Below are 24,090 nucleotides of genomic sequence, written 5' to 3'. Positions count from 1 at the left end.
CCATGAACCGTCCGTCCGAGAGTCGAAGATCTGGTTCTCGTACGGACTCGTCCCGGATCGGCGGGCTGCGCTGGTTCGTCCCGGTCTGCGCGATCGTGGTCGCCGGCACCGCACTCGGGGGCTCCGCCGCGGTGGTGCACGCAGCACCGTCGGTCGTGTTGCCGAGTTCGGGGTGTGAGACGGATCTGCCGCCGAAACCGAAGAAGGGTCCGGTCGACCCGCGAGACCTGATCCCCCGGCTGCCCGACCGCTTCAGCATCCCGCTGCCGTATCCGCGGATCCTGCCGGTGCCCGAACCGGCTCCGGAGAAGCCGGTGGTCCGCATCCCGTCGGAGAAGCCGCCGAAGGACCCGTGCTCGGACCCGTGCCCGGACATCACCGACCCGCCCAAGACGAAACCCGACGCCGGCGGTCCCGCGTTGAGCATCGAGTTCCCGAAGATCACCTTCGATCCGGCTCCCAAGAACATCCCTGTTCCGGTGCCCAACCCGAACCCGCCGGAGCTTCCACCGCCACCTGCGGCCGTCGCCCCGGGTGTCGACGCCGGACCGGTGGCATCCAAGCCGACGCGTCCGCGGGTGTCGGGCGTCGACCTCGTCAGCACACTCACCGGCAAGGGGTCGACGAGCCGCACCGACAAGCGCTGGCAGATCCACGGCACCGACCTCGGGATCATGTGGGAGTCCTCGCCCGGGAAGGTCGCGGTCGTCTTCGGCGACACCTTCGGCAAGGGGTTCCGCCCGCCGGGAGCCAACGGTCGGGATTGGCGTTCCAACGTGCTCGGGTTCTCGAGCGATGCGAAGCTGTCCGACGGCATGAGCATCGACACGATGATCCAGGACAGCCGTTGCCACGCCGCGGAGTTGTTGAGCGCACGCCGCGTCGACCACTACGAGATCACCGTCATCCCGACCTCCGGTTTCGCGATCGGGGACCGGCAGTTCATGACGTACATGTCGGTGCGGACCTGGGGCAAGATCCCCGGCACGTGGTTGACCAACCACGGTGGGCTCGCGTACTCCGACGACGGCGGGTCGACGTGGACTAAGGACCCGTACGCCCGGTGGGACAACATCTTCGGTGTCAGCCAGTTCCAGGTGTCGTCGATGGTGCCGCACGGCGAGTACGTCTACATGTTCGGCACACCCAACTCCCGGATCGGCTCGGTCGGCCTTGCGCGAGTTCACCGCGACCACGTCCTGAACAAGACCGCCTACCAGTACTGGCGCGACGGTCGATGGGTGCCGGCCCGCGACGGCAACGTCGCGTCGGTGATCTTCGCCGGGCCTGCCGGCGAGGTGTCGGCCCGCTACGACGAGAAGTCGAAACGCTGGCAGCTGACCTACCTCGACGCCCTCCGCGGCGGGATCGTGATCCGCAAGGCCCGCGAACCTCAAGGACTCTGGTCCGAGCCCAGCGAACTCGTCCACTCGTCGAAGTACAACCAGCTCTACGGCGGCTTCATGCACCCCTGGTCCAGCGGTGAGGACCTGTACTTCACCATGTCGACCTGGACCGACTACAACGTCTCACTCATGCGGGCACGGATCCGCTGAGCTGCTGCCCCTCGCTGCCTGAGGAGCGAAAGCGACGAGGCCTGGTGACCGGTCGACGTCAACTCGACTGCCAGACTTCGATCGAAGTCTGCAAGTCGGATCGAGGTTCGCCGGTCGGGAGCGTTTTTCATCGATGCCCGAGCGCAGCCGTAGACAGCGCCTCTGCGCCCTGGACACCCCTCTGTCCAGGGCGCAGAGGGCGGCTCAGCGCACCTCGAACGTTCTCGAGGTTCCGCTGATCGGCCGGATCTTGCCGCTGCTGTCGCGGCTGTTGCCGTTGTACTTGATCCGGTAGGTTCCCGACGTCCCGGCGGGTGGGCGCCAGGTGACCGTGATGCGTGAGGTGTCGGTGCTGCCCGGCGGACGTGCCCAGCGGAATTCGGTGGACCAGTCGTTGTCGTCGGCGACCGTCGTCCATGAACTGCCCTCGCGGCGCTGGACCTCGAGATACGTTCCGCCATGGCGGAAGTCGTTGTTGGGGTGCGCCCCGACGAAGTCGACGGTCACGGTCTGCCCGGTACGGTACGACCCGCCCGGTTGTCGCAGGACGTCGCCGTAGGCGTGCCCCGGGATGGGGCTGTCGGCGGGGACCGGCGGGAGCAGGTCCGGCTGGAAACCGGACTTGTCGACGGGCGCCGGACCGCGACCCGGGTTGCGCCCCGATGCCATCGCGGCGGCGAGCTTCGCGAACTCCTGCATGTACGCGGGCAATGTGTAACGCCCGTACTGGGTTTCTCCGCCCTCATACTGCTGGAGGTCGTACTCCTCCGGGGTGGTGACGTACTGGGTGTACGAGTTCGCGTAACCCTGGATGAGCACGTTGTCGATGTCGACGCGCAGTTCGTCGGCGACGACCTGACGGAGTCGGAGTCCGGCGACGACGGTCACCTCGGCCGGCACCGCCACAAGCACCAGCTCACCGATCCGCATGATCTGCAGCGGCACCACCGACGGAATCCAACCCGACGGCGGCATGAGCCCGAGCGGGAAGAGAATCAGCTTGGGCGCCTGCATGTCCCGCATCCACGGGGCGATCGGCGGCTTCTTGTTGCCTCCGAGTGCCTCGAACAGCGGGTTGGTCATACCCTCGACGAGCAGGGGGAGCGGTTGTTCGTAGTTGTCCTCGCTGCTTGTCGCGGCCGCGGCGGCACCCATCATCGCCGGCGTCGTCGACGCCGGTTTCCCGTCAGGCGTGTAAGTTCCGGCGACCCGCACCGCGGACATGTCGACGTAGCGCGTGATCGAGTCCACCCCACCGCGAGTCATCGGGCGGGTGGCGTCGAACGCGCGTCGTCCGGCGACGTACTGGCGTTCGCCGATGAGTTCGCAGTTGCGCTTGTTGTCCGTGGTCGGCCCACTCGGTTCGAACCACTTCAGGGAGAGGTTGGGGGGTCATGTCGCCGGCGTTGGTCTGCGGGAAGGCGGCGACGAAGCCCGGTTGGGTGCGCTCCCAGAGATAGCTGGCGTACCCCTTGTTGTCGCCGGCGATCAGGACGTTGTGGTCGGCGAGTGACGTCCCGTGGGTCGAGAACCAGGTGATGGCCCCGACATCCCTGCCGCCGGCGTGCCGTAGGCGGAGGACGGTGACCTGCGGATCGATCGCGTTGGGGAACAGCTTCTTCTCCGACGACGGGTTGGCGTCGAAGGCGACCCTGGAGCGGTTCGCGCTGGCGTTGTGCAGTTCCTCGCGGCCGATGGTGATCGTGCCGGGTGCCAGGTTCTCGTGTGCCCGCACGATGGCGGCGAACATGCCGTCGACCTCGGCGTCGTAGGAATTCTTCTTGAAGCCGAACGCGGCGAGCGAATACGCGTAGTCCCAGGCGGTTCCGCCGCAGGACGCGTGCGAGTGCTGCGCGTTGAGGTTGACGTTCGACTCCGTGTACAGCGAGCCGAAACGCCTGCGCAGCTTCTCCATCAGTCCCATGTGGTGCGAGGAGAACAGGCACGCGATGTCGGCCGTCAAGAAGACCACGCGCTTGCCGGTCGCCCGGTCGACGACGATGTAGGCACGCGCCCAGCATCGTTGCAGCAATCCGGCCGCGACCTGCTCGGGGTTGGAGTAGCCCATCATGCCCTGTCCGGCAACGGCTCCCGTGACATCACCGATGCCGCAACCGACGAGGTAGTCCGTCGAGTCGCCGGGCGCGGCCGATGCCCGGCCGGCCTGGCTCGTGCCGAGCGCCAGCCCGGCACCTGCCGCGGTCACCGCCGCACCGGCGATCAGTTGTCTCCGTGTCACGTCCACGTGGTGTGTCCCTTTCAGACTTTCTCTGGGGTGTTCTCGGGGCGATCGGTGTCCTCGGCGTCGACGATGTGCGTCGACAGGGTGGTCACCACGGCGTCGGCTATGAGGTCGCAGACGGCGCGGTCCCCGATGTTGAGGTACGACAGGGTGATTCCGTCGGTGGCCGCGAGGACGAGCGGTGCCAGTTCGGTGGTCGGTCGGTTCCAGCCGGTGCCGGTGGCCGCGGCGACACCGTCGAGTGCTTCGGCGATCGCCGCGTAGTAGCGGAGGTACATCTGGGCGCCGAGGTCGCTGAGTCCGTCTGTCTGCCTTGCGTATTGGTTGAGCGAGATCATCGCCTGCTCGCGGTCGGGGTCGGCCTCGACCCCGTCGATGTAGGCGGAGAGCGCGGTCCGCAGGATCGTCACCACACCGGTTCGTCCGTGCGAGATGTTCTGGGTGCCCTCGCCGAGCGCGGCTCCCACCGCGGTCAGTTCCTTCTCGGTTCCGCGTTCGACGAGTGCGGCGAGGAGTTCGTCGCGGGTGGCGAACACGTAATGGAAGGTCGACAGGGTCACCCCGGCCTCCGCGCAGATCGCGCGCGTGGTCGCGCCGTCGACCCCGTGTCGGGCTATCACCCGAAATGCGGACTCCAACAACAGTTCTCGACGTTCTTCGACGGGCATCCTGGATCTCATGGTCGTGCCGCTCACCTCAGATCGCCGAGGATCTCGCCCGCGGCACGACGCCCCGAGCGCACCGCGCCGTCCATGTAGCCGGTCCAGTGGTCCGAGGTCTCCGTGCCGGCCCAGTGGATGGGGCCGACGGGCTCGCGAAGGGCGGTGCCGTACCTGGTGAGAGTTCCCGGCCTGCTGACGGCGACGGGACCGCCGCGCGACCACGGTTCGAGGTCCCACTTGAACACGCCGTGGTCGATGAAGTCCCGCGCCTCGGGTCCGAAGTACTCGACGAAGTTGGCGATGCACTCCTTGACCAGCGTCGACTCGGGGGCGTGGTCGAGGCGGCGCATGGCGTCGGCCGAGATGAAGCCCATCAGGATGTGGTTGCCTTCCGCGTAGCTCTCGAAGGTGACGTCGATGGGTCGTCCGGCGCCGTACACCTGCCCGGACAGGCCGTTGTCGCGCCAGAACGGCCGCTTGTAGAGCGCTGCGAACTTGCTGACCGCACCCATGCGGTAGCCGCGATGGATGCCGGTGCGCGCGGCGGGAAGCCCTGGCCGGTAGTCGATCTGGCCGGCGATGGCGGGGGACATGGCGACGATGACGCGGCGTGCGCGGTGGGTCCCGGCGTCGCTGGTGACGGTCGCGATGCCGTCGGCGTACGAGATCGCCCGGACGGGCGCGTTGTAGACCATGTCGGCGGAGAGCTCACGCGCCATCCGGAGTGGGATGAGTGCGGCGCCGCCCTCGAAGAGCCGCTCCTGCGCCCCGTCGTCGGTGCTCAGGAGGCGGATGAGGGTTCCGGGGTTCTGTTCGTCGCCCGACGCCGCGATGTAGTTGAGGTAGTAGAGGGCGGACACCTCGTCGGGGCGGACGGACAGCGGCGCCGACATCGCTATCTGGACGAGGTCGCGCGCAGTCGGGGAGTCGGCGATCTGGTGGGTGTACTGCCCCCACGTGATCGAGTCCAGGTAGGCGGCGTTGGGATGCTTCCACGGCTCGCCGACGGGGAAGCCCGCCAGGGCGTCGGCTTGGGCACGTACCAGCGCGGCACCCGCCTGCCCGAGGTCGGCGACGGCGGGTATCGGCAGGGCCGCGGGTACGCGAGTGGTGCCGGTCCGGCCGACGAAGATGCTGTCGCCGGCGTTATAGGTGCGCAGCGTCCGTACGTCGTACTCGCGGGCGAGCCCGGCGATGTGACCCTGTGTGGGACCGATGAATTCGGCTCCGGCGTCGAGTGTCGCGCCCAGCTTGGGCGAGGTGATGTTGTGGACGCGGCCACCCGCGCGCTCGCGGGCTTCGAGCACCGTCACCGATGCGCCCGCCGCCTTGAGTGCCTTCGCCGCCGCCAGCCCGGACAGTCCTCCTCCGACGATCACGACATCGACGATCCCCGACGGTGCGGCCGACGCCCGTCCTGCACCGATGAGCGAAGCCCCTGCAGCGGCTCCCGCCGCGGCAAGTGTCCCGCCCAGGAAGTGCCTGCGTGAAAGGTGTGTGCCCATGTGATCCCCCGTTCTCGTGGTGATGCGAGGCTATCGACCACATGTTCAGGTCAGATGACCTGAAGTATCGAGAGAGTAACAGGGGAGTGTGAGGCGCAACACCCCCTCCGACGACGCAAATCGCCACTCGGGTACTCAAACGCCGGCTGGAAGTGGCGCTCGAGTGCCCGGGTGGCGATCCTGAGGAAGCTGGGGGCGCGGTAGAGAATCGCGGCTCGCACTCGGTGCGGCCGCGGTGGGTGGGACCGGAGATCAGTCCTTGTTGCCGGGGATACCGACGATGAACCCGATCCCGATGATGATGCACGAGATCAGCGCGACGACGAACATGACCCAATAGGCTGGCATGGGTGTCACGTTACTGCGGGAACCATACGCCCGCAGCCACTTCGGGATCATTGAGGTCCTTGGACCCGCAGGGCTTGAGGCCCAAGGAATTAGGTGCGGTGGGCGGTGGTTCCCGGGCCCACGCGGCATCGGGAAACAGATCAGTCCGCGGCGTCGGCCTTGGCCATGGCGCCGGCGAATGCGGAGACGTCGATCTCCTCGGACATGACGGTCTTGGTGCCGTTGTAGACGTCGCGGTCGATGTCGTCGTCGGCGTTGGCGACGAGCATGGCGACGAAGGTGTCGCCGTTGACGTTCAGGAATGTGCGGAAGATGCCGGCGAACCAGTCGACGGCGATGAGCAGGCCGACGGCCTCGAGGGGGAGGTCGAGCGAGGTGGCGAGGAAGGTCGCGACCACCGGGAAGCCTCCGGGCACGGTGATGGTGCCCATGTTCAGCAGGATCGCGAGGGCCATGCCGAGTGCGATGTCGCCGAGTGTGAGATCCACTCCGCCCGCCTGGGCCAGGAACATCACGACGATCATGTAGTTGAGGACGGCCCCGTACGACCCCATCGTGAGGCCGATCGACAGCGTGAAGTTCGCGACCTTCTGACTGACGCCCACCTTCTCGACGGTGTTCTTGAGGACGGTCGGGAAGGTGACCGCGGAACTGGTGGTGGTGATCGCGATGGCGGTCTGTTCGACGAGTTTGCCGGGCAGCTTCCACGGGTTCAGGCGGGTACGCGCCGTGACCACGACGACGAACAGCACGAACAGGATCGCGACACCGAGCGCAGTGGTGCCCAGATACTTCAGTGCGGTGGTGATGACGGAGAACCCGACGTCGCCGGCCAGCGGGGCCAGCAGGCAGAAGACGCCGATCGGCGCGATGTACATGACCAGCCGGATCATGGTGAGCACGATCTGCTGGATCTGATCGATGAAGGTGAGGACCCGGTCGTCGCCGGTCTTGTTGATCTGCATCCGCAGTGCGACGCCGAACAGCAGGGCGAAGATGATGATCGGCACCATCGTGGCCGTCGACATCGCTTCGAAGACGTTCTTGGACACGAAGTTCAGGAGTGTGTCCTGCCAGCCGGTCGTCTCGGCGGCCTCCTCCTCGAGAGTGGGGTCGACGGCGCCGTCGAAGACCATTCCGTTGCCCGGTTCGAGCAGCACGCTGAGTCCCCACGCGAGGACCGCGGCCACCACGGAGAACCCGATCATCCACTTGAACGTGCGGAACGCGATCTTGCCTGTCCCGGCTCCCGACATCGACGCCGTCGCCACGATCACCGACGCGAGAACCAAAGGCACGACGGACATCTGGATGAGGCGGATGAACATGTCGCCGATGAACTTCAGGTTCGCCGACCATTCGCCGACGATGAGACCGAAGACCAGTCCGGCGATCGCGCCGATGCCGATCTGCAGTGCGGGATGCTTCAGCGCCTTCAAGGCGTCCTCCTGGGGTCGGATACGCCGCGACCCTAGGCGGCACGGACTACCCGCAGATGTCACAGATTTGACGTTGAGATTTCGTCGCAGGTGACGCTGTGGATCCGTATGACGTTGTGCCCGGAATCCGGGCACAACGTCATACGCTCTGCTGCGCGTGGATATGCCGCGGCGAGGACCATCGAGGCGGACACCCGAAGGCGGACGTCACCGACCGGCGAGGTCAGACCCCGGTTTCCAGCATCCGTTGACCGGGGTGGGCGCGTTGCCATGCGGCGATCGCGGCGTCCCACTGGTCGCCGTCGAGGGTGGTGACCGACGCCGGGAACAGGGCGTCCTCTTCCTTCGAGATGTGGCGGTGCAGGGCGAACACCTCGCGTCGAAAGCGGTCCTGGTCTTCCGGGGCCGACAGATCCATCGAATCCAGGAAGGCGCCGAGTACGAGATGCTCGTCGACGAGTGGGTCGATGTACTCGGCGAAGAGGTCGTGGTCGCAGTCGAGCAGTTGAGCGAACAGACCGTCCTCCTCGCCATGCCAATGCGACCGTAGTTCGACGGTGAGTCGGCCGGCGAGATCACGGGCTCGGTCCACGTCACCCGCATCGAGTGCGCGGACCGCGTCGCCGCCCAGGTTCACGACCCGTTCGTGCTCGGCGGTGTAATCCCGTAGGAGGGGCATGTCGCGGCAACCGCAGTACTGACACACTCTGTCACCTCTCTGTCCACCCGCCCTCCGTCCCACGGTAGGAGGAATGACGGGGTCCTGCACCCGAGTCCGTCCATGGTGTCTCCTCACGGCCCGGGAAGGTCGGGAACGACGCGTGCGCGGGACGTCGACACACCCTCACCACCCGCACCAGAAACCCGCTGGCCACCGACCCGTATCCTGGATGGGTAAATTCCCGCACCGACCAGGAGAGATCATGCTCGCCCGAATTGACCTGCGCGGTAGCACGCCGACGCTCGCCGAATTGCGTCGTGCGCTGCCCCGCGGGGGCACCGACGTCAATGCCGTACTCGACACGGTGACGCCGGTGGTGCATGCGGTGGCCGAGACCGGCACGCCCGCGGCGCTGGATTTCGGGGAGAAGTTCGACGGTGTGCGGCCGGCCTCGGTGCGGGTCCCCGCGCAGGTCATCGCCGACGCGCTCGCCGGTCTGGACGATCAGGTCGCCGATGCGCTGCGCGAGTCGATCAACCGCGCGCGCAAGGTCCACTCCGATCAGCGTCGCGAGACCACCCGCACCCAGGTCGTCGACGGTGGCGTCGTCAGCGAGAAGTGGATCCCGGTCCGTCGCGTGGGCCTCTATGTGCCGGGCGGCAACGCGGTCTACCCGTCGTCGGTGATCATGAACGTCGTCCCCGCCCAGGAAGCCGGCGTCGGTTCGCTGGTCGTCGCGTCGCCTCCGCAGAAGGACTTCGGCGGCTGGCCGCACCCGACCATCCTCGCCGCCTGCGCGCTCCTCGGCGTCGACGAGGTGTGGGCCGTCGGCGGTGCGCAGGGCGTCGCGCTGCTGGCCTACGGCGGCACCGATACGGATGCGGCCGACCAGCCGGGCGCCGTCCTCGACCCCGTCGACCTCATCACCGGCCCGGGCAACATCTACGTCACCGCCGCCAAGCGGCTGTGCCGCAGCGTCGTCGGGATCGACTCCGAGGCCGGTCCCACCGAGATCGCCATCCTCGCCGACGACTCGGCCGACGCGGGCATCCTCGCGTCCGACCTCATCAGCCAGGCCGAACACGACGTCCTCGCCGCGTCGGTGCTCGTCACCGACAGCATCGAACTCGCCGACGCCGTCGACGCAGCACTCGAGCAGCAGGTCGCCGCGACCAAGCACCGCGAGCGCGTGACCACCGCGCTGTCGGGGGAGCAGTCCGGCATCGTCCTCGTCGACGACGTCGAAGCCGGGCTCGCCGTAGTCGATGCGTATGCCGCCGAACACCTCGAGATCCAGACCCGCGACGCCGCCGCGGTCGCCGACCGCGTGCACAACGCCGGCGCGATCTTCGTCGGCCCGTACGCCCCGGTCAGCCTCGGCGACTACTGCGCCGGCTCCAATCACGTTCTGCCGACGTCGGGTTCGGCGCGCTTCGCGTCGGGCCTGTCGGTGCAGACCTTCCTGAAGGGCGTCCACGTCATCGATTACGACGAGGCCGCGCTCCGTGAGGTCGCCGACAAGGTCGTCACCCTCGCCGACGCCGAGGACCTGCCCGGTCACGGCGACGCGGTCAAGCAGCGTTTCGCCGGAAGCGCGCGCTCGTGACGGCGTCGGACGCGGCAACCAGCAATGTCCCGGGCTCCCGGATCACCGTCGACGACCTGCCGCTGCGCGAGAACCTGCGCGGCAAGTCCGCCTATGGCGCGCCGCAACTCAAGGTGCCGGTGATCCTCAACACCAACGAGAACCCGCACCCGCCGTCGCAGGCCCTGATCGACGACGTCGCGGCGTCGGCGCGTGAGGCCGCCGCGGAGCTGCACCGCTACCCGGATCGGGACGCGGTCGCGTTGCGCACCGACCTGGCCGCCTACCTGAGCCGCGCCACCGGCGTGCAGCTCGGTGCCGAGAACCTCTGGGCGGCAAACGGTTCCAACGAGATCCTGCAGCAGCTGCTGCAGGCCTTCGGCGGCCCCGGGCGGTCTGCGCTCGGCTTCGTGCCGTCGTACTCGATGCACCCGATCATCTCCGACGGCACGGACACCACCTGGCTGGTGGCAGCACGGTCGCCCGACTTCGGTCTCGACATCGACTACGCGGTCGCCGAGGTGACCAACCGCGAACCCGACGTGGTCTTCGTGACCTCGCCCAACAACCCGACCGGCGGCTCGCTCCCGCTCGCCGATCTGCGGCGCATCATCGAGGCGGCACCCGGCATCGTGATCGTCGACGAGGCCTACGCCGAGTTCTCGGCCGCACCGAGTGCGACCGAGCTCATCGACGAGTTCCCGACCAAGGTCGTCGTCAGCCGCACCATGTCCAAGGCGTTCGCCTTCGCGGGCGGACGTCTGGGCTACCTCGCCGCCGCACCCGCCGTCGTCGATGCCATCGCGCTCGTCCGCCTGCCGTACCACCTGTCGACGCTGACGCAGGCCGCCGCGCGCGCCGCCCTGCGCCACAGCGACGACACCCTCGCCGGCGTCGCCGCGATCATCGCCGAACGCGAACGCGTGGAGGCCGCGCTCACCGGGTTCGGCTACCGAGTCGTCGACTCCGACGCCAACTTCGTGCTGTTCGGCGGTTTCCGGGATGCCCCGGCGTCGTGGCAGCGTTACCTCGATGCCGGTGTCCTCATCCGGGACGTCGGGATCACCGGCCACCTGCGGGTGACCATCGGACTCGCCCACGAGAACGATGCGTTCCTCGACGTCAGCCGCACGCTCGCAACAACAGATCTGGAGAACTCTCAGTGAGCACCCCCGCGCCTCGCATCGCGAAGGTCGAACGCACCACCAGGGAATCGTCGATCTCGGTCGAACTCAACCTCGACGGGACCGGTATCACCGACATCTCCACCGGTATCGCGTTCTACGACCACATGCTGACGGCGTTCGGTCAGCACGGCAGCTTCGACCTCACCGTCAAGGCCGAGGGCGACATCGAGGTCGAGGGACACCACACCATCGAGGACACCGCCATCGTCCTCGGCCAGGCGCTCGGTCAGGCCCTCGGCGACAAGCGGGGCATCCGCCGCTTCGGCGACGCCTGGATCCCCATGGACGAGACCCTCGCGCAGGCCGTCGTCGACGTCTCCGGTCGCCCGTACTGCGTGCACACCGGCGAACCGGAACACCTGCTCACCGCCGTGATCGGCGGGTATCCGGGGGTGCCGTACTCGACGATCATCAACCGGCACGTGTTCGAGTCGATCGCGCTCAACGCCCGCATCGCCCTACACGTGCGGGTGCTCTACGGCCGCGACCAGCACCACATCACCGAGGCCGAGTTCAAGGCCGTGGCGCGCGCACTGCGCACCGCCACCGAATACGACGCCCGCGTCAGCGGCGTCCCGTCGACGAAGGGAGCCCTGTGAGCGCAACCGACGTCACGATCCTCGACTACGGTTCGGGCAATCTACGCTCGGCGCAGCGGGCGCTCGAACGCACCGGCGCCCAGGTGACGGTGACCTCCGACTTCAACACCGCGCTGGAGGCGACCGGCCTGGTCGTCCCCGGTGTGGGTGCGTTCGCCGCGTGTATGGAAGGCCTCCGTGCGGTGAAGGGCGACCGGATCATCGGCCGTCGTCTCGCCGGCGGGCGTCCGGTCCTGGGCATCTGCGTCGGCATGCAGATCCTCTTCGAACGCGGCGTGGAGTTCGGGGTCGAGGCCGACGGCTGCGGTGAGTGGCCCGGCAGCGTCACCCAGCTGCCCGCGCCGGTCCTGCCGCACATGGGCTGGAACACCGTGGAGGCCCCGGAGGGGTCGTTGCTGTTCGACGGCCTCGACGCCGACACCCGCTTCTACTTCGTGCACTCCTACGCCGCACAGAACTGGGAGATGGACAACGTCGGTTCGCCGCTCACGGCGCCGAAGCTGACCTGGGCCGAGCACGGCGGACGCTTCCTGGCCGCCGTGGAGAACGGACCGCTCTCGGCCACGCAGTTCCACCCGGAGAAATCCGGGGACGCCGGCGCCCAACTCCTGGAGAACTGGGTGAAGGGCCTCTCATGACCGACGGCACACCGGCCGGCGACGCAGACGGGAACCTCTCCGACACCCCGTCTGCGGGCGGCGGTTTCTCGATCGCCAAGCTCGCGTTCTACGCTCTCGGCGCCGGTGTGCTGGTCCTGGCGGTGTGCATACCGCTGATCCTCCTGCTGGCGAACTGGTCACCGGTCGCCGGCCTGATCGCCGCGCTGGCCGCAGTGGTCGCGATGATCGCGGCCATCGGTACCGTGGCAAACCGCATGGTCAACCGCGCGCGGGCGGACCTGATCGCCGCCCGCGACGGACACCCGCCCGCCTGACCCCGCCCGACACACAACAGCCCGACCCGAGAACAGACAGGAACACTCCACCCATGGGTAGCACCCTCGAACTCCTTCCCGCCGTCGACGTCGCCGACGGGCAGGCGGTCCGCCTCGTCCAGGGCGCGGCCGGCACCGAGACCTCCTACGGCTCGCCGCGCGATGCGGCGCTGGCGTGGCAGAACGACGGTGCGGAGTGGATCCATCTCGTCGACCTCGACGCGGCCTTCGGTCGCGGCGACAACCGTGAGCTCCTCGCCGGTGTCGTCGGCGAACTCGACGTGAAGGTCGAGCTGTCAGGCGGTATCCGCGACGACGAATCTCTCGCCGCCGCACTCGCGACCGGTTGCACCCGCGTCAACCTGGGCACCGCCGCCCTCGAGAACCCGGAATGGTGCGCCCGTGCGATAGCCGAGCACGGTGACCGCATCGCCGTCGGCCTCGACGTCATCCGCGACGGCGACTCCTACCGGCTGCGCGGCCGCGGCTGGGTCACCGACGGCGGAGACCTGTGGGAGGTCCTCGAGCGCCTCAACCGCGACGGCTGCTCGCGCTACGTCGTGACCGACGTGTCCAAGGACGGCACCCTCAAGGGCCCGAACCTCGAACTGCTCGCCGAGGTCGCCGCGGCCACCGACGCCCCGATCGTCGCCTCCGGCGGTGTCTCGGCCATCGACGACCTCGTCGCCATCGCCGGTCTCGTCGACCAGGGTGTCGAGGGCGCGATCGTCGGCAAGGCCCTCTACGCCGGCCGCTTCACCCTGCCCGAGGCACTCACGGCCGTCGCCGGGGTCTGATGAGCGCAACCGAGAGTTCGCTCGACCTCCCGCGGTTGCTCGACACCGCGGGATCGGTCCTCGACGCCGCCGTCGACACCTTCGTCGAGGGTCTGGGTGCGCCGAGTGCGGTGCACAAGGGCGGTACGGACTTCGCCACCCAGGTGGACCTCGACCTCGAACGGCGGATCTCGGCCGAGCTCGAGGACCGGACACAGATCCCGGTCCACGGTGAGGAATTCGGCGGCGCCGATCCGGCCGACGGCCCGGTGTGGGTGCTCGACCCGGTCGACGGCACCTTCAACTACTCGGCGGGCATGCCGCTCACCGGCATCCTGCTCGGCCTCGTCGTCGACGGCGAGGCGACACTCGGCCTCACGTGGCTGCCGCTGCTGAACCGGAAGTACGCCGCCCACGCCGACGGTCCGCTGATGATCAACGGCGAGGTCGCCGATCCGCTGCCGGACATGCCGCTGGAGGAGGCCGCGATCGCCTTCGGTCCGTTCAACGCGGCCGGGCGCGGTCGCTATGCGGGCGATCGTCGCGCAGATCTGTTGCGCGCGTTGAGTTCCCGCGTCGCCCGCATCCGGATGACGGGGAGCACGGGCGTCGACATGGCGTTCACCGCCTCGGGCGTCTTCGGCGGGGCCGTCGCGTTCGGCCGGCATCCGTGGGACAACGCGGCGGGTGCCGCGCTCGTCCGGGCGGCCGGCGGGGTCGCCACCGACATCGCGGGCGAGCGCTGGACGGTCGCCTCCCCGTCACTCGTCGCGGGTACGCCGACCGTGCACGCGGGTCTGATGGCAGTGATCGAGGAAACGGTCGGGGAGTGGTCGGAATGAGCACCCCGGCAACCGATGAGACAGGCGCATCCCATGAAGAACGAGCACGCGAAGGAGACACGACGATGACGCTGGCGACCCGGGTCATCCCGTGCCTCGACGTCGACGACGGTCGGGTCGTGAAGGGCGTCAACTTCGAGAACCTCCGCGACGCGGGGGATCCCGTGGAGCTGGCCGAGCGCTATGACCGCGAGGGTGCCGACGAACTGACCTTCCTCGACGTCACCGCGTCGAGTTCGGGACGCTCCACGATGATCGAGGTCGTCAAGCGGACCGCCGACCAGGTGTTCATCCCGCTGACCGTGGGCGGCGGCATCCGCACCGTCGAGGACGTCGACATGATGCTGCGCGCGGGCGCGGACAAGGTCAGCGTCAACACCGCCGCGATCGCACGCCCCGAGGTCCTCGGCGAGATGAGCCGACGATTCGGCTCGCAGTGCATCGTCCTGTCGGTCGACGCGCGGACCGTGCCGGAGGGCTCGGAGCCGACGCCGTCCGGCTGGGAGGTCACCACGCACGGCGGTCGCAAGGGCACCGGCATCGACGCCGTCGAGTGGGCCCGGCGCGGCCAGGATCTCGGAGTGGGCGAGATCCTGCTGAACTCGATGGACGCCGACGGCACCAAGCAGGGCTTCGACCTGCGCATGCTCAAGGCGGTACGCGCGGCCGTGCAGGTCCCCGTCATCGCCAGCGGCGGTGCGGGCAAGGTCGAGGACTTCGCACCCGCCGTCCAGGCAGGTGCCGACGCAGTGCTCGCCGCCTCGGTCTTCCACTTCGGCGAACTCACCATCCACGAGGTGAAGGCGGCCATGGCCGAGGCCGGGATCACCGTCCGATGACACAGGTAGGAGAACGCTGATGGCACTCGATCCGGAGCTCGCCGCACGTCTCAAGCGCAACGCCGACGGACTGTTCAGCGCGGTCGCGCAGGAACGCTCCACCGGCGACGTGCTCATGGTCGCGTGGATGGACGACGCCGCTCTCGAGCGGACCCTCGCCACGCGCAAGGCGACCTACTACTCGCGCTCGCGCCAGGAGTACTGGGTCAAGGGCGAGACGAGCGGCCACACCCAGTACGTGCACGACGCACGCCTCGACTGCGACGGCGACACCGTGTTGCTCGTCGTCGACCAGGTCGGTGCGGCCTGCCACACCGGGAACCACTCGTGCTTTGACACCGAATCGCTGGCCTTCGGTGTCGACGCGCCTCCGGCGCCAAGCGGCGTAGAAGCCCGGCCGGTCGACTCCGCACAGTAGATTTCCATCGTGATCACACCCGAAAGGCGGTGACGCTGCATGCCCCTCATCCAGATCTCGCAGACCCCCGGACTCTCCGACCGCGTCAAGCGCGAGACCATCGCGGCGGTGACCGAGGCGTACGCCAAGGCGACCGGCAAGAACCCGGATTCGGTCTGGGTGACGATCACCGAGGTGCCGCGCACCCAGTGGGGCGTCGGCGGCGAGCCTCTCGGATGAGCGGCGTGAACGCGGCGGCCGGGGCGCACACGACGTCCCTCGCGGAATTCCTCGACCTCGCCCGTGACCATCGCGTGGTGCCGGTGACCCGCAAGGTGCTCGCCGACTCGGAGACCCCGCTGTCGGCGTACCGCAAGCTCGCCGGCGACCGACCCGGGACCTTCCTGCTCGAGTCCGCGGAGAACGGCCGGTCCTGGTCGCGCTGGTCCTTCATCGGGGCCGGGGCCCCCTCGGCACTGACCGTCGTCGACGGCCAGGCGCACTGGTGGGGCTCGGTGCCGGTGGGCGCTCCCGAGGGTGGCGACGCCCTCGAGGTGCTGGCCGAGTCGCTGCGCGTGCTCAAGACCGATCCGCTGCCGGGCATGCCGCCGCTGACCGGCGGATTCGTCGGCTTCATGGCCTACGACATGGTCCGACGCCTCGAACGACTCCCGGAGACCACGGTCGACGACCTCGGCCTGCCGGACCTGATGATGGTGCTGGCCACCGACCTCGCGGCCGTCGACCACCACGAGGGCACGATCACGCTGATCGCCAACGCGGTCAACTGGGACGGTTCCGACGAGCGCGTCGAGGAGGCCTACGCCGACGCCGTGGCCCGTCTGGACCGGATGACCGAGGCGCTCGCCGCACCCGCGTCGTCGACCGTCTCGACCTTCGACCGGCCCAAGCCGGACTTCACCGCGCAGCGCACGCTCGAGGAGTACAGCGAGATCGTCACGAGTCTCGTCGGCGAGATCGAGGCGGGCGAGGCCTTCCAGGTCGTTCCTTCGATGCGATTCGAGATGGACACCGACGCCGATCCGCTCGACGTCTACCGCGTGCTCCGCGCCTCCAATCCCAGCCCGTACATGTACCTGCTGCGGATGCCGGGAACCGAGGCCGACAGCGACACCGCGGCCCCCGACGCGATCGCCCGCAAGCCGTTCACGATCGTTGGCAGCAGCCCGGAGGCCCTGGTCACCGTCGCCGACCGCATCGCCACCACGCACCCCATCGCGGGTACGCGCTGGCGTGGCGCCACTGAGGAAGAGGATCAGCTGCTCGGCAAGGGCCTTCTCGAGGACGAGAAGGAGAACGCCGAACACCTCATGCTCGTCGACCTCGGCCGCAACGATCTCGGCCGCGTGTGCGTCCCCGGCACCGTGAAGGTCAGCGACTACCGCCACATCGAGCGGTACAGCCACGTCATGCACCTGGTGTCGACGGTGTCGGGCACCCTGCGCGAGGACAAGCATGCGCTCGACGCGGTGACCGCCTGCTTCCCGGCCGGCACCCTCACCGGCGCACCCAAGGTGCGCGCGATGGAGCTCATCGACGAACACGAGAAGACACGGCGCGGCCTCTACGGCGGCATCGTCGGCTACCTCGATTTCGCCGGCAACGCCGACACCGCGATCGCCATCCGCACCGCGCTCCTCGCGCGTGGCCAGGCCTACGTGCAGGCCGGTGGCGGCGTGGTCGCCGACAGCGAGCCCGAATACGAGTACAACGAGGCGCGCAACAAGGCGACCGCGGTGCTCAACGCCGTCGCCGCCGCGTCGACGATGAACAGGGTCGGGGAGACCCCGTCAGGAGACAACGCGTGACACCCGCGGAGCACGAGGCATCCCAGACCAAGCCGAAGTCCTCGCGACGGCCGCAGATGATCGCGGCGGTCCTGATGCTGGCCACCGCTGCCGCATTCTGGGGTGCGAGCCGACTGACCTGGGCGACCGTCTCCGCCGAAGACGGCCTCTCACCTCAGCGCGCCTTCGACGTCAAGGGTGCGGACTGGAGTCCGTGGCTCACGCCGCTCGCCCTGGTCTACCTCGCCGGCATCGCCGCGGTGCTGTCGGTGCGCGGTTGGGGGCTGCGCCTGGTCGCGCTGCTTGTCGCCGCCGGTGGCGTGCTCGCCGCTTTCCCGGCGATCTCCCTGATCGCCGGCGGCGCCGACTCCGAGTACGCCGCCGACGCCGGGGACATCCCGGACCGGTACATCGTCCTCTACACCGACACCCAATGGCTGCCCGCCGCACTGGTCCTGCTGGGCACGGTGTGTGCCGTCGCCGCCGCGGTTGTGCTGCTCCGGGTCGCCAAAGGTGCGACGATGTCGTCGAAGTACAAGACTCCCGCAGCCCGGCGCGAGGAGCTCGAGACCGAGATCTTCGCCGACTACGAGCGGCGGAAGAAGGCGGCCGCGGCCGACGCCACGAACGCCGGGGACACCCCGGCCGCCGGCGGCGCCGCGACCGGCGGAAAGGACGGGCGGTCCGCCGACGACCCGGACGCCAACGAGCGCATGATGTGGGACGCGCTCGACACGGGCATCGACCCCACCGATTCGTCCGATCCGGACGACCGCTGACCCTCCGGGCGAGCAGTGACCCGGCCCGACGTCTCGCCGAGACGCGCACGACAGGCTGAGATATGCGCCATAGTCCAGGACCGTTCCCGTTTCGGGGAGAATCGGCCAACCCGGCGACAGGTCGCCGGGACTGTCGGTCTACCCTGAGACCACACGACGAGCGGAAGGGAGCGGAGTCGCTGTGAGCATGCCCAACGTTCTCGAGTCGATCATCGAGGGAGTCAAAGCCGACGTCGCCGCACGTGAAGCGGTGACCGATTTCGCTGCCGTCAAGGCCGCCTCGGCGAAGGCTCCCGCTCCCCGGGACGCCATGGCCGCACTCCGTCAACCCGGTATCGGTGTGATCGCCGAGGTGAAGCGCGCGAGCCCGTCGAAGGGGGAGCTGGCCGCGATCGGCGACCCTGCCGACCTGGCCAAGGCCTACGAAGACGGCGGCGCCCGCATCATCAGCGTGCTGACCGAGGAGCGTCGCTTCCACGGCTCGCTCGCCGACCTCGACGCCGTTCGCGCCGCGGTCGACATCCCGGTCCTGCGCAAGGACTTCATCGTCGGTCCGTACCAGATCCACGAGGCCCGCGCCCACGGCGCCGACGTCATCCTGCTGATCGTCGCAGCCCTCGAACAGAACGTCCTCGCCTCCTTGCTCGACCGCACCGAGAGCCTCGGCATGACCGCCCTCGTGGAGGTCCACACCGAAGAAGAGGCCGACCGTGCCCTCGAGGCCGGCGCCTCGGTCGTCGGCGTGAACGCCCGCAATCTCAAGACCCTCCAGGTCGAGCGGGACACCTTCTCGCGGATCGCCCCCGGCCTGCCGACCGAGATCATCCGCATCGCGGAGTCGGGCGTGCGCGGCACCGCCGACCTGCTGGCCTATGCCGGCGCAGGCGCCGACGCCGTCCTGGTGGGTGAGGGACTCGTGACAAGTGGTGACCCCCGCGCCGCCGTGCGTGAGCTGGTCACCGCGGGTACCCACCCGTCGTGCCCGAAACCAGTTCGCTGACATACGTCTTCGGGCCGTGTTCGGTCCATGTCGTCGTCGGCCCGATCGACTGTGAGATGTAGTGACCGCCCAACCTGATTCGGCCCATCCCGACTCCTCCGCGACCGTGCTCCCGCCGGCCAGCACCGGCCTGACGACGCGTACGTCGATCGAACCCGACGAGGGCGGCCACTTCGGCGTCTACGGCGGACGGCATGTGCCCGAAGCACTGATGGCGGTCATCGACGAGGTCACCACGACCTTCAACAAGATCCGCAACGACGACGACTTCCTGAACGAACTCGACCGTCTGCAGCGTGACTACGCCGGCCGGCCGTCACCGCTGTACGAGGCGAAGCGCCTCGCCGAGCACGCCGGGGGAGCACGGATCTTCCTCAAGCGTGAGGACCTCAACCACACCGGTTCACACAAGATCAACAACGTACTCGGACAGGCGCTTCTGGCCCAGCGCATGGGCAAGAACCGCATCATCGCAGAGACCGGCGCCGGTCAGCACGGCGTGGCCACCGCCACCGCATGTGCGCTCCTGGGCCTCGAGTGCGTGATCTACATGGGTCGCGTCGACACCGACCGCCAGGCGCTCAACGTGGCCCGGATGCGTCTGCTCGGCGCCGAGGTCATCGCCGTCGACAACGGTTCGGCCACCCTGAAGGACGCCATCAACGAGGCCATGCGTGACTGGGTCACCAACGCGCACAACACCTATTACTGCTTCGGCACCGCCGCCGGCCCGCACCCGTTCCCGGTGATGGTCCGCGATCTCCAGCGCGTCGTCGGTCTCGAGGCCCGTGCCCAGATCCTCGACAAGGCCGGACGCCTGCCCGACGCGGTGACCGCCTGTGTCGGTGGCGGTTCCAACGCCATCGGTATCTTCCACCCCTTCATCGACGACGAGGGCGTCCGTCTCGTCGGTTTCGAGGCGGCCGGCGACGGCGTCGAAACCGGCCGTCACGCTGCGACTTTCACCGGCGGGACGCCGGGCGCGTTCCAGGGCGCCTACTCATACCTGCTGCAGGACGAGGACGGGCAGACGACCGAATCCCATTCGATCTCCGCCGGTCTCGACTACCCGGGCGTCGGACCCGAGCACGCCTACCTCAAGGACACCGGCCGGGCCGAGTACCGACCGATCACCGACACCGAGGCGATGGATGCGCTCGCGCTGCTGAGCCGTCGCGAGGGGATCATCCCCGCCATCGAATCCGCGCACGCGGTCGCCGGTGCACTCAAGCTCGGCAAGGAACTCGGCGAGGGTGCGATCATCGTCGTCAGCCTCTCCGGGCGCGGCGACAAGGACGTCGACACCGCTGCGCGTTGGTTCGGTCTCTTCGACCCGCCGCCGTCGCAGGACGAGGCAAAGGCCACCGACGGACAGCCGGGAGAGCAGGCATGAGCGCAGACACGATCTCGTCGAAGACCGGACCGGTTTTCGAGAAGTGCCGCGAGGAGAACCGCAGCGCCCTCATCGGATACCTCCCCGTGGGCTATCCGACGCTGGACGATTCGCTGACCTCGTTCCGGACGATGGTCGACGCCGGTTGCGACATCATCGAGGTGGGCGTGCCCTACTCCGATCCGGTGATGGACGGTCCGACGATCCAGGAGGCCGCCGACCTCGCCCTCACCAACGGCGTGCGGGTGCGCGACGTCTTCACCGCGGTCGAGGCGATCAGCTCGGCCGGCGGCACCGCAGTCGTCATGAGCTACTGGAACCCGGTGCTGCAGTACGGCGTCGAGAACTTCGCGCGGGACCTCGCCAACGCCGGCGGCGCCGGACTCATCACGCCTAACCTGATCCCCGAAGAGGGCGCCCAGTGGCACGCCGCCTCCGATGAGTACGAACTCGACCGCATCTACCTCGTCGCACCGTCGTCGACGACCGAGCGCATCGCGCTGACCGTCGACGCGTCCCGTGGATTCGTCTATGCAGCGTCCACGATGGGTGTCACCGGTGCGCGCGACGCGGTGTCGGACATGGCTCCCGAGCTGTGCGCCCGCGTCCGCGAGTACTCCGACATCCCGATCGGCGTCGGACTCGGTGTCCGCAACCGTGAGCAGGCCGCCCAGATCGCGTCCTACTCCGACGGCGTCATCGTCGGCTCGGCGCTGGTGACCGCCGCCAAGGCCGGTCAGGACCGCCTGGCCTCGCTCGTCGGCGAACTCGCCGAGGGTGTGCGTTCGCGCCACGCTGCTGTCTGACAGAGCTCAGCCGCCCGGCTGCTGGTCGAGTGGGGTCGGACTACCCGAGGTCCGTACGGACGCCAGGCGCGCCCCGGTAACCAGACGGCGCGGGAGTGAGTGCCGTGTCGGTTAGGGTTGCACCGTGAACGCGCCGACCACGACGATGCTCGCCTACATCCCCAGTCCGCCCCAGGGAGTGTGGGAAATCGGACCGTTCCCGCTGCGTGCGTACGCGCTGTGCATCATCGCGGGGATCATCATCGCGGTCTGGTGGGGCAATCGCCGTTGGGTCGCACGCGGGGGGCAGGAAGGCGAGGTCCTCGACGTCGCGATCTGGGCCGTCCCGTTCGGTCTCCTCGGTGGCCGTCTCTACCACCTGATCACCGACTGGAAGACCTACTTCGGCGCCGACGCCCCCAAGGACCCGCTCGACGCGCTGCGGATCTGGGACGGCGGTCTCGGAATCTGGGGCGCGGTGGCGCTCGGTGCGGTCGGTGCCTGGATCGGCGCCCGACGCCGCGGCATCCGACTGCCGGCCTTCGGCGATGCGATCGCCCCGCCGATCCTGTTGGCCCAGGCCATCGGTCGGCTCGGCAACTACTTCAACCAGGAGTTGTACGGCCGTGAGACGACCCTGCCGTGGGGCCTGGAGATCTACGAGCGGGTCAACAAGGCCGGGTATGCCAACGCGGGTCTGATCGACGGTAAGTCGAACGGTGTCGTGGTCGCCGTGGTCCAGCCGACGTTCCTCTACGAACTGCTGTGGAACGTCCTTATCGTGATCCTCCTCGTGGTCATCGACCGCCGGTTCCGCATCGGCCACGGCCGACTGTTCGCGCTGTACATCGCCGGCTACTGCCTCGGCCGGTTCTTCATCGAGATGCTGCGCGACGACCGTGCCGCCGTCGCCAACTACATCGCCGGCATCCGCCCGAACCTCTTCACCGCCGCCCTCGTGTTCGTGTGCGCGATCGTCTACTTCGTGGTCGCGCCCAAGGGTCGGGAACAGGGCCTGGAGATGTACCACCCCGAACGTGCCGCCGAACTCGAGGAACAGGGCGTCGCCGGATACGTTGACGACTGGTACGACGAGGACTTCGACGACCTCGACGCTGTCGAAGGCGAGCAGCCGCCGGCGGAGGTGGACACCTTGGACGCCCTCGACGCCGAGGCCGACAACATCGAGACCACTCGTGTCCCCGCCGCACCCGCGGCCGTGAAGACAGCGGACGACGAGCCCACGGTCGACGAGCCCGCGGACGAAGCCGCCGCCGATGAGTCGAGCCCCGAAGACGACTCGGCGGCCGACGCCGATGCTGTTGAGCCGGTGGTTCCGGTGGTCGACGATGCCGCGGTCGTGGAGACCGAAATTGCGGAACCTGAAGCCGAGGAAGCCGAAGTGGTGCCCGAAGCAGCCGAGTCCGAGGTGGCGGAGCCCGACGAAGCCGGATCCGCTGAGGTTGCTGAGCTCGAGGTCGCCGAACAAGAGATCACCGAATCCGAGACGGGGGACGATGAGCCCGCCGTCGCGGAAGCACCGGCAACCGAGGCCGCAGGCGGAGCGCCGGTTGAAGCAGCGGCGGACGAGGCGGGCAGCGTCGTCGAAACAGAGGACGCGGACGGTGGCGTCGCGGACCCCGGGGCCGCACCTGCCGACGTCGTCGAATCTGAGGACACTGCAAGCAGTGTCGTCGAGTCCGAGGACGAGGCAGCCGACGTCGCCGAAACCGAGGACGCGGACGGTGGCGTCGCGGATTCCGAGGCCGCGCCCGCCGAGGTCGTCGAATCCGTGGACACAGCAAGCAGTGTCGCGGAGTCGGAGGACACGGCATCCGTCGTCGTCGAGTCTGAGGATGAGGCAACCGGCTCCCCGGATTCCGAGGATGAGGCATCGGGCGTCGTAGAGTCTGAGGACGAGGGAACCGGCGTCGTAGAGTCTGAGGACACAGCAACCGGCATCGTCGAACCCGAGGACACAGCAACCGACGCCGCGAATTCTGAGGACGCTGCGACAGACGCGGCTGATGCCGACCCGGGACCGTCTGATGCTGCAACCGATGACGCTGCAACCGCTGACGTAGAAGCCGGTGACGTACACGGCGGCGATGCAGATTCGCCAGTTGCGGATCCGGCCGTCACAAGAGCCACCGACGTCGGCGGGACCGGCGCGGCAAGCAGTCTCCGCCGCCGGGTCGCCTCCCGGTTCGGTCGTCGTCGGCGTCGTTCCTGATCTACCCGGCGCTGGTAAACCGAGCCTGAAAACCGCCCCTGATCTGCGCCCTCCATGGGGCGACCGGCGACAATATGTCGTTGGTGCGTCTGTGCAGGGTTGTTTTCGGGGGCGGTTTTCAGTGGTGTGGTCGCGCTGCAGCTGTCCGACCGCTGGGCGCCGATCCTTGAGGCCGAAATCCGCCCCTGATCTGCGCCCTCCAGGGGGCGGCGGGCGACAATATGTCGCCGGCGCAGCTGTACAGGGCGGATTCCAGGGGCGGATTTCATCCGCGCCCCAGGAGACAGCCCGCGCCGAACCACCGCCGGCGCCTGGCTCCCGGTCGCGAGTATCACAGCCGTCGAGCACACGCGTCTGCCGTGGTGTTCGGATACGATCGAATTTCACGACGCGCGATCTCCGACCGCCCGGTACCGATCGCCTCGACCCTCGGGTCGCGACGGTTTCGACTCAGCCCGGTACCGATCTCGGCACGGTCATTCGCTCGCCGCGCAATACTCCTCGGGCCAGTGCTGTCCCA

21 protein-coding genes and 1 pseudogene are annotated in these 24,090 nt (G+C 68.5%); 17 read left to right on the top strand and 5 right to left on the bottom strand.

From position 1 onward, the window contains the following. The first annotated feature begins 2 nt into the window (after positions 1–2). Entirely contained in the window at positions 3–1,556 is a 1,554-nt protein-coding gene (locus OK17_RS00230; protein ID WP_461416332.1) for a DUF4185 domain-containing protein, read from the top strand. A 204-nt stretch (positions 1,557–1,760) separates the two neighbouring features. Here OK17_RS00230 and OK17_RS00225 read toward each other — a convergent pair. From OK17_RS00225 to OK17_RS00205, 5 genes and pseudogenes are all read right to left on the bottom strand, one after another. Then, positions 1,761–3,801 (bottom strand): annotated as a pseudogene (locus tag OK17_RS00225) (neutral/alkaline ceramidase). 14 nt (positions 3,802–3,815) lie between these two features. Continuing rightward, positions 3,816–4,466, bottom strand: coding sequence for a TetR/AcrR family transcriptional regulator (locus OK17_RS00220; protein WP_232718141.1), 651 nt, complete (start codon positions 4,464–4,466; stop codon positions 3,816–3,818). A 23-nt stretch (positions 4,467–4,489) separates the two neighbouring features. Then, the gene (locus OK17_RS00215; RefSeq protein ID WP_232718140.1) at positions 4,490–5,965 is read right to left on the bottom strand and encodes a flavin monoamine oxidase family protein; all 1,476 of its coding nucleotides are present in this window, start codon (positions 5,963–5,965) and stop codon (positions 4,490–4,492) included. Between the two features lie 488 nt (positions 5,966–6,453). Continuing rightward, positions 6,454–7,752, bottom strand: a complete 1,299-nt coding sequence (locus OK17_RS00210) for a dicarboxylate/amino acid:cation symporter (RefSeq protein WP_232718139.1) — start codon at positions 7,750–7,752, stop codon at positions 6,454–6,456. Positions 7,753–7,975: 223 nt separating this feature from the next. Then, entirely contained in the window at positions 7,976–8,431 is a 456-nt protein-coding gene (locus tag OK17_RS00205) for a hemerythrin domain-containing protein (protein WP_232718138.1), read from the bottom strand. A 244-nt stretch (positions 8,432–8,675) separates the two neighbouring features. Here OK17_RS00205 and hisD point away from each other — a divergent pair, with 244 nt between their 5' ends. The 16 genes from hisD to lgt all read left to right on the top strand — a co-directional run bounded on the left by hisD (position 8,676) and on the right by lgt (position 23,570). Continuing rightward, entirely contained in the window at positions 8,676–10,019 is a 1,344-nt protein-coding gene (gene hisD, locus OK17_RS00200; protein ID WP_461416331.1) for a histidinol dehydrogenase, read from the top strand. Continuing rightward, positions 10,016–11,164 (top strand): histidinol-phosphate transaminase, encoded by a 1,149-nt coding sequence (locus OK17_RS00195; RefSeq protein WP_461416330.1) that lies wholly within the window; start codon positions 10,016–10,018, stop codon positions 11,162–11,164. Before hisD ends, OK17_RS00195 begins: the two co-directional genes overlap by 4 nt. Further along, on the top strand, positions 11,161–11,784 hold the full coding sequence (gene hisB, locus OK17_RS00190) for an imidazoleglycerol-phosphate dehydratase HisB (protein WP_232718135.1): 624 nt from the start codon (positions 11,161–11,163) through the stop codon (positions 11,782–11,784). The genes OK17_RS00195 and hisB overlap by 4 nt, the downstream gene beginning before the upstream one ends. Next, on the top strand, positions 11,781–12,422 hold the full coding sequence (gene hisH, locus OK17_RS00185) for an imidazole glycerol phosphate synthase subunit HisH (RefSeq protein WP_232718134.1): 642 nt from the start codon (positions 11,781–11,783) through the stop codon (positions 12,420–12,422). Before hisB ends, hisH begins: the two co-directional genes overlap by 4 nt. Continuing rightward, a complete protein-coding gene (locus OK17_RS00180) occupies positions 12,419–12,718 on the top strand; it encodes a hypothetical protein (protein ID WP_232718133.1) in 300 nt (99 codons plus the stop codon). Before hisH ends, OK17_RS00180 begins: the two co-directional genes overlap by 4 nt. A gap of 53 nt (positions 12,719–12,771) precedes the next feature. Beyond that, positions 12,772–13,515 (top strand): bifunctional 1-(5-phosphoribosyl)-5-((5-phosphoribosylamino)methylideneamino)imidazole-4-carboxamide isomerase/phosphoribosylanthranilate isomerase PriA, encoded by a 744-nt coding sequence (gene priA / locus OK17_RS00175; RefSeq protein WP_232718132.1) that lies wholly within the window; start codon positions 12,772–12,774, stop codon positions 13,513–13,515. Next, complete coding sequence (locus OK17_RS00170; RefSeq protein WP_461416329.1) at positions 13,515–14,336, top strand: inositol monophosphatase family protein; 822 nt, start codon at positions 13,515–13,517, stop codon at positions 14,334–14,336. The genes priA and OK17_RS00170 overlap by 1 nt, the downstream gene beginning before the upstream one ends. A 65-nt stretch (positions 14,337–14,401) precedes the next feature. Next, a complete protein-coding gene (hisF, locus tag OK17_RS00165) occupies positions 14,402–15,175 on the top strand; it encodes an imidazole glycerol phosphate synthase subunit HisF (RefSeq protein WP_232718130.1) in 774 nt (257 codons plus the stop codon). Between the two features lie 19 nt (positions 15,176–15,194). Next, positions 15,195–15,593 (top strand): phosphoribosyl-AMP cyclohydrolase, encoded by a 399-nt coding sequence (gene hisI, locus OK17_RS00160; RefSeq protein ID WP_006867635.1) that lies wholly within the window; start codon positions 15,195–15,197, stop codon positions 15,591–15,593. Between the two features lie 39 nt (positions 15,594–15,632). Beyond that, positions 15,633–15,812 (top strand): tautomerase family protein, encoded by a 180-nt coding sequence (locus OK17_RS00155; RefSeq protein ID WP_005196179.1) that lies wholly within the window; start codon positions 15,633–15,635, stop codon positions 15,810–15,812. Beyond that, the gene (locus OK17_RS00150) at positions 15,809–17,401 is read left to right on the top strand and encodes an anthranilate synthase component I (RefSeq protein ID WP_461416328.1); all 1,593 of its coding nucleotides are present in this window, start codon (positions 15,809–15,811) and stop codon (positions 17,399–17,401) included. The genes OK17_RS00155 and OK17_RS00150 overlap by 4 nt, the downstream gene beginning before the upstream one ends. Next, entirely contained in the window at positions 17,398–18,159 is a 762-nt protein-coding gene (locus tag OK17_RS00145; protein WP_406567039.1) for a Trp biosynthesis-associated membrane protein, read from the top strand. The genes OK17_RS00150 and OK17_RS00145 overlap by 4 nt, the downstream gene beginning before the upstream one ends. Before the next feature lie 181 nt (positions 18,160–18,340). Further along, on the top strand, positions 18,341–19,159 hold the full coding sequence (gene trpC, locus OK17_RS00140) for an indole-3-glycerol phosphate synthase TrpC (protein WP_232718128.1): 819 nt from the start codon (positions 18,341–18,343) through the stop codon (positions 19,157–19,159). A 61-nt stretch (positions 19,160–19,220) separates the two neighbouring features. Then, positions 19,221–20,552, top strand: coding sequence for a tryptophan synthase subunit beta (trpB, locus tag OK17_RS00135; protein WP_232718127.1), 1,332 nt, complete (start codon positions 19,221–19,223; stop codon positions 20,550–20,552). Next, a complete protein-coding gene (gene trpA / locus OK17_RS00130; protein WP_232718126.1) occupies positions 20,549–21,358 on the top strand; it encodes a tryptophan synthase subunit alpha in 810 nt (269 codons plus the stop codon). Before trpB ends, trpA begins: the two co-directional genes overlap by 4 nt. 124 nt (positions 21,359–21,482) lie before the next feature. After that, entirely contained in the window at positions 21,483–23,570 is a 2,088-nt protein-coding gene (gene lgt, locus OK17_RS00125; protein ID WP_461416327.1) for a prolipoprotein diacylglyceryl transferase, read from the top strand. The last annotated feature ends 520 nt before the right edge of the window (positions 23,571–24,090 follow it).

This window comes from Gordonia sp. GN26, from assembly GCF_054823965.1.
This window is presented reverse-complemented; position numbering and strand designations above follow the sequence as displayed.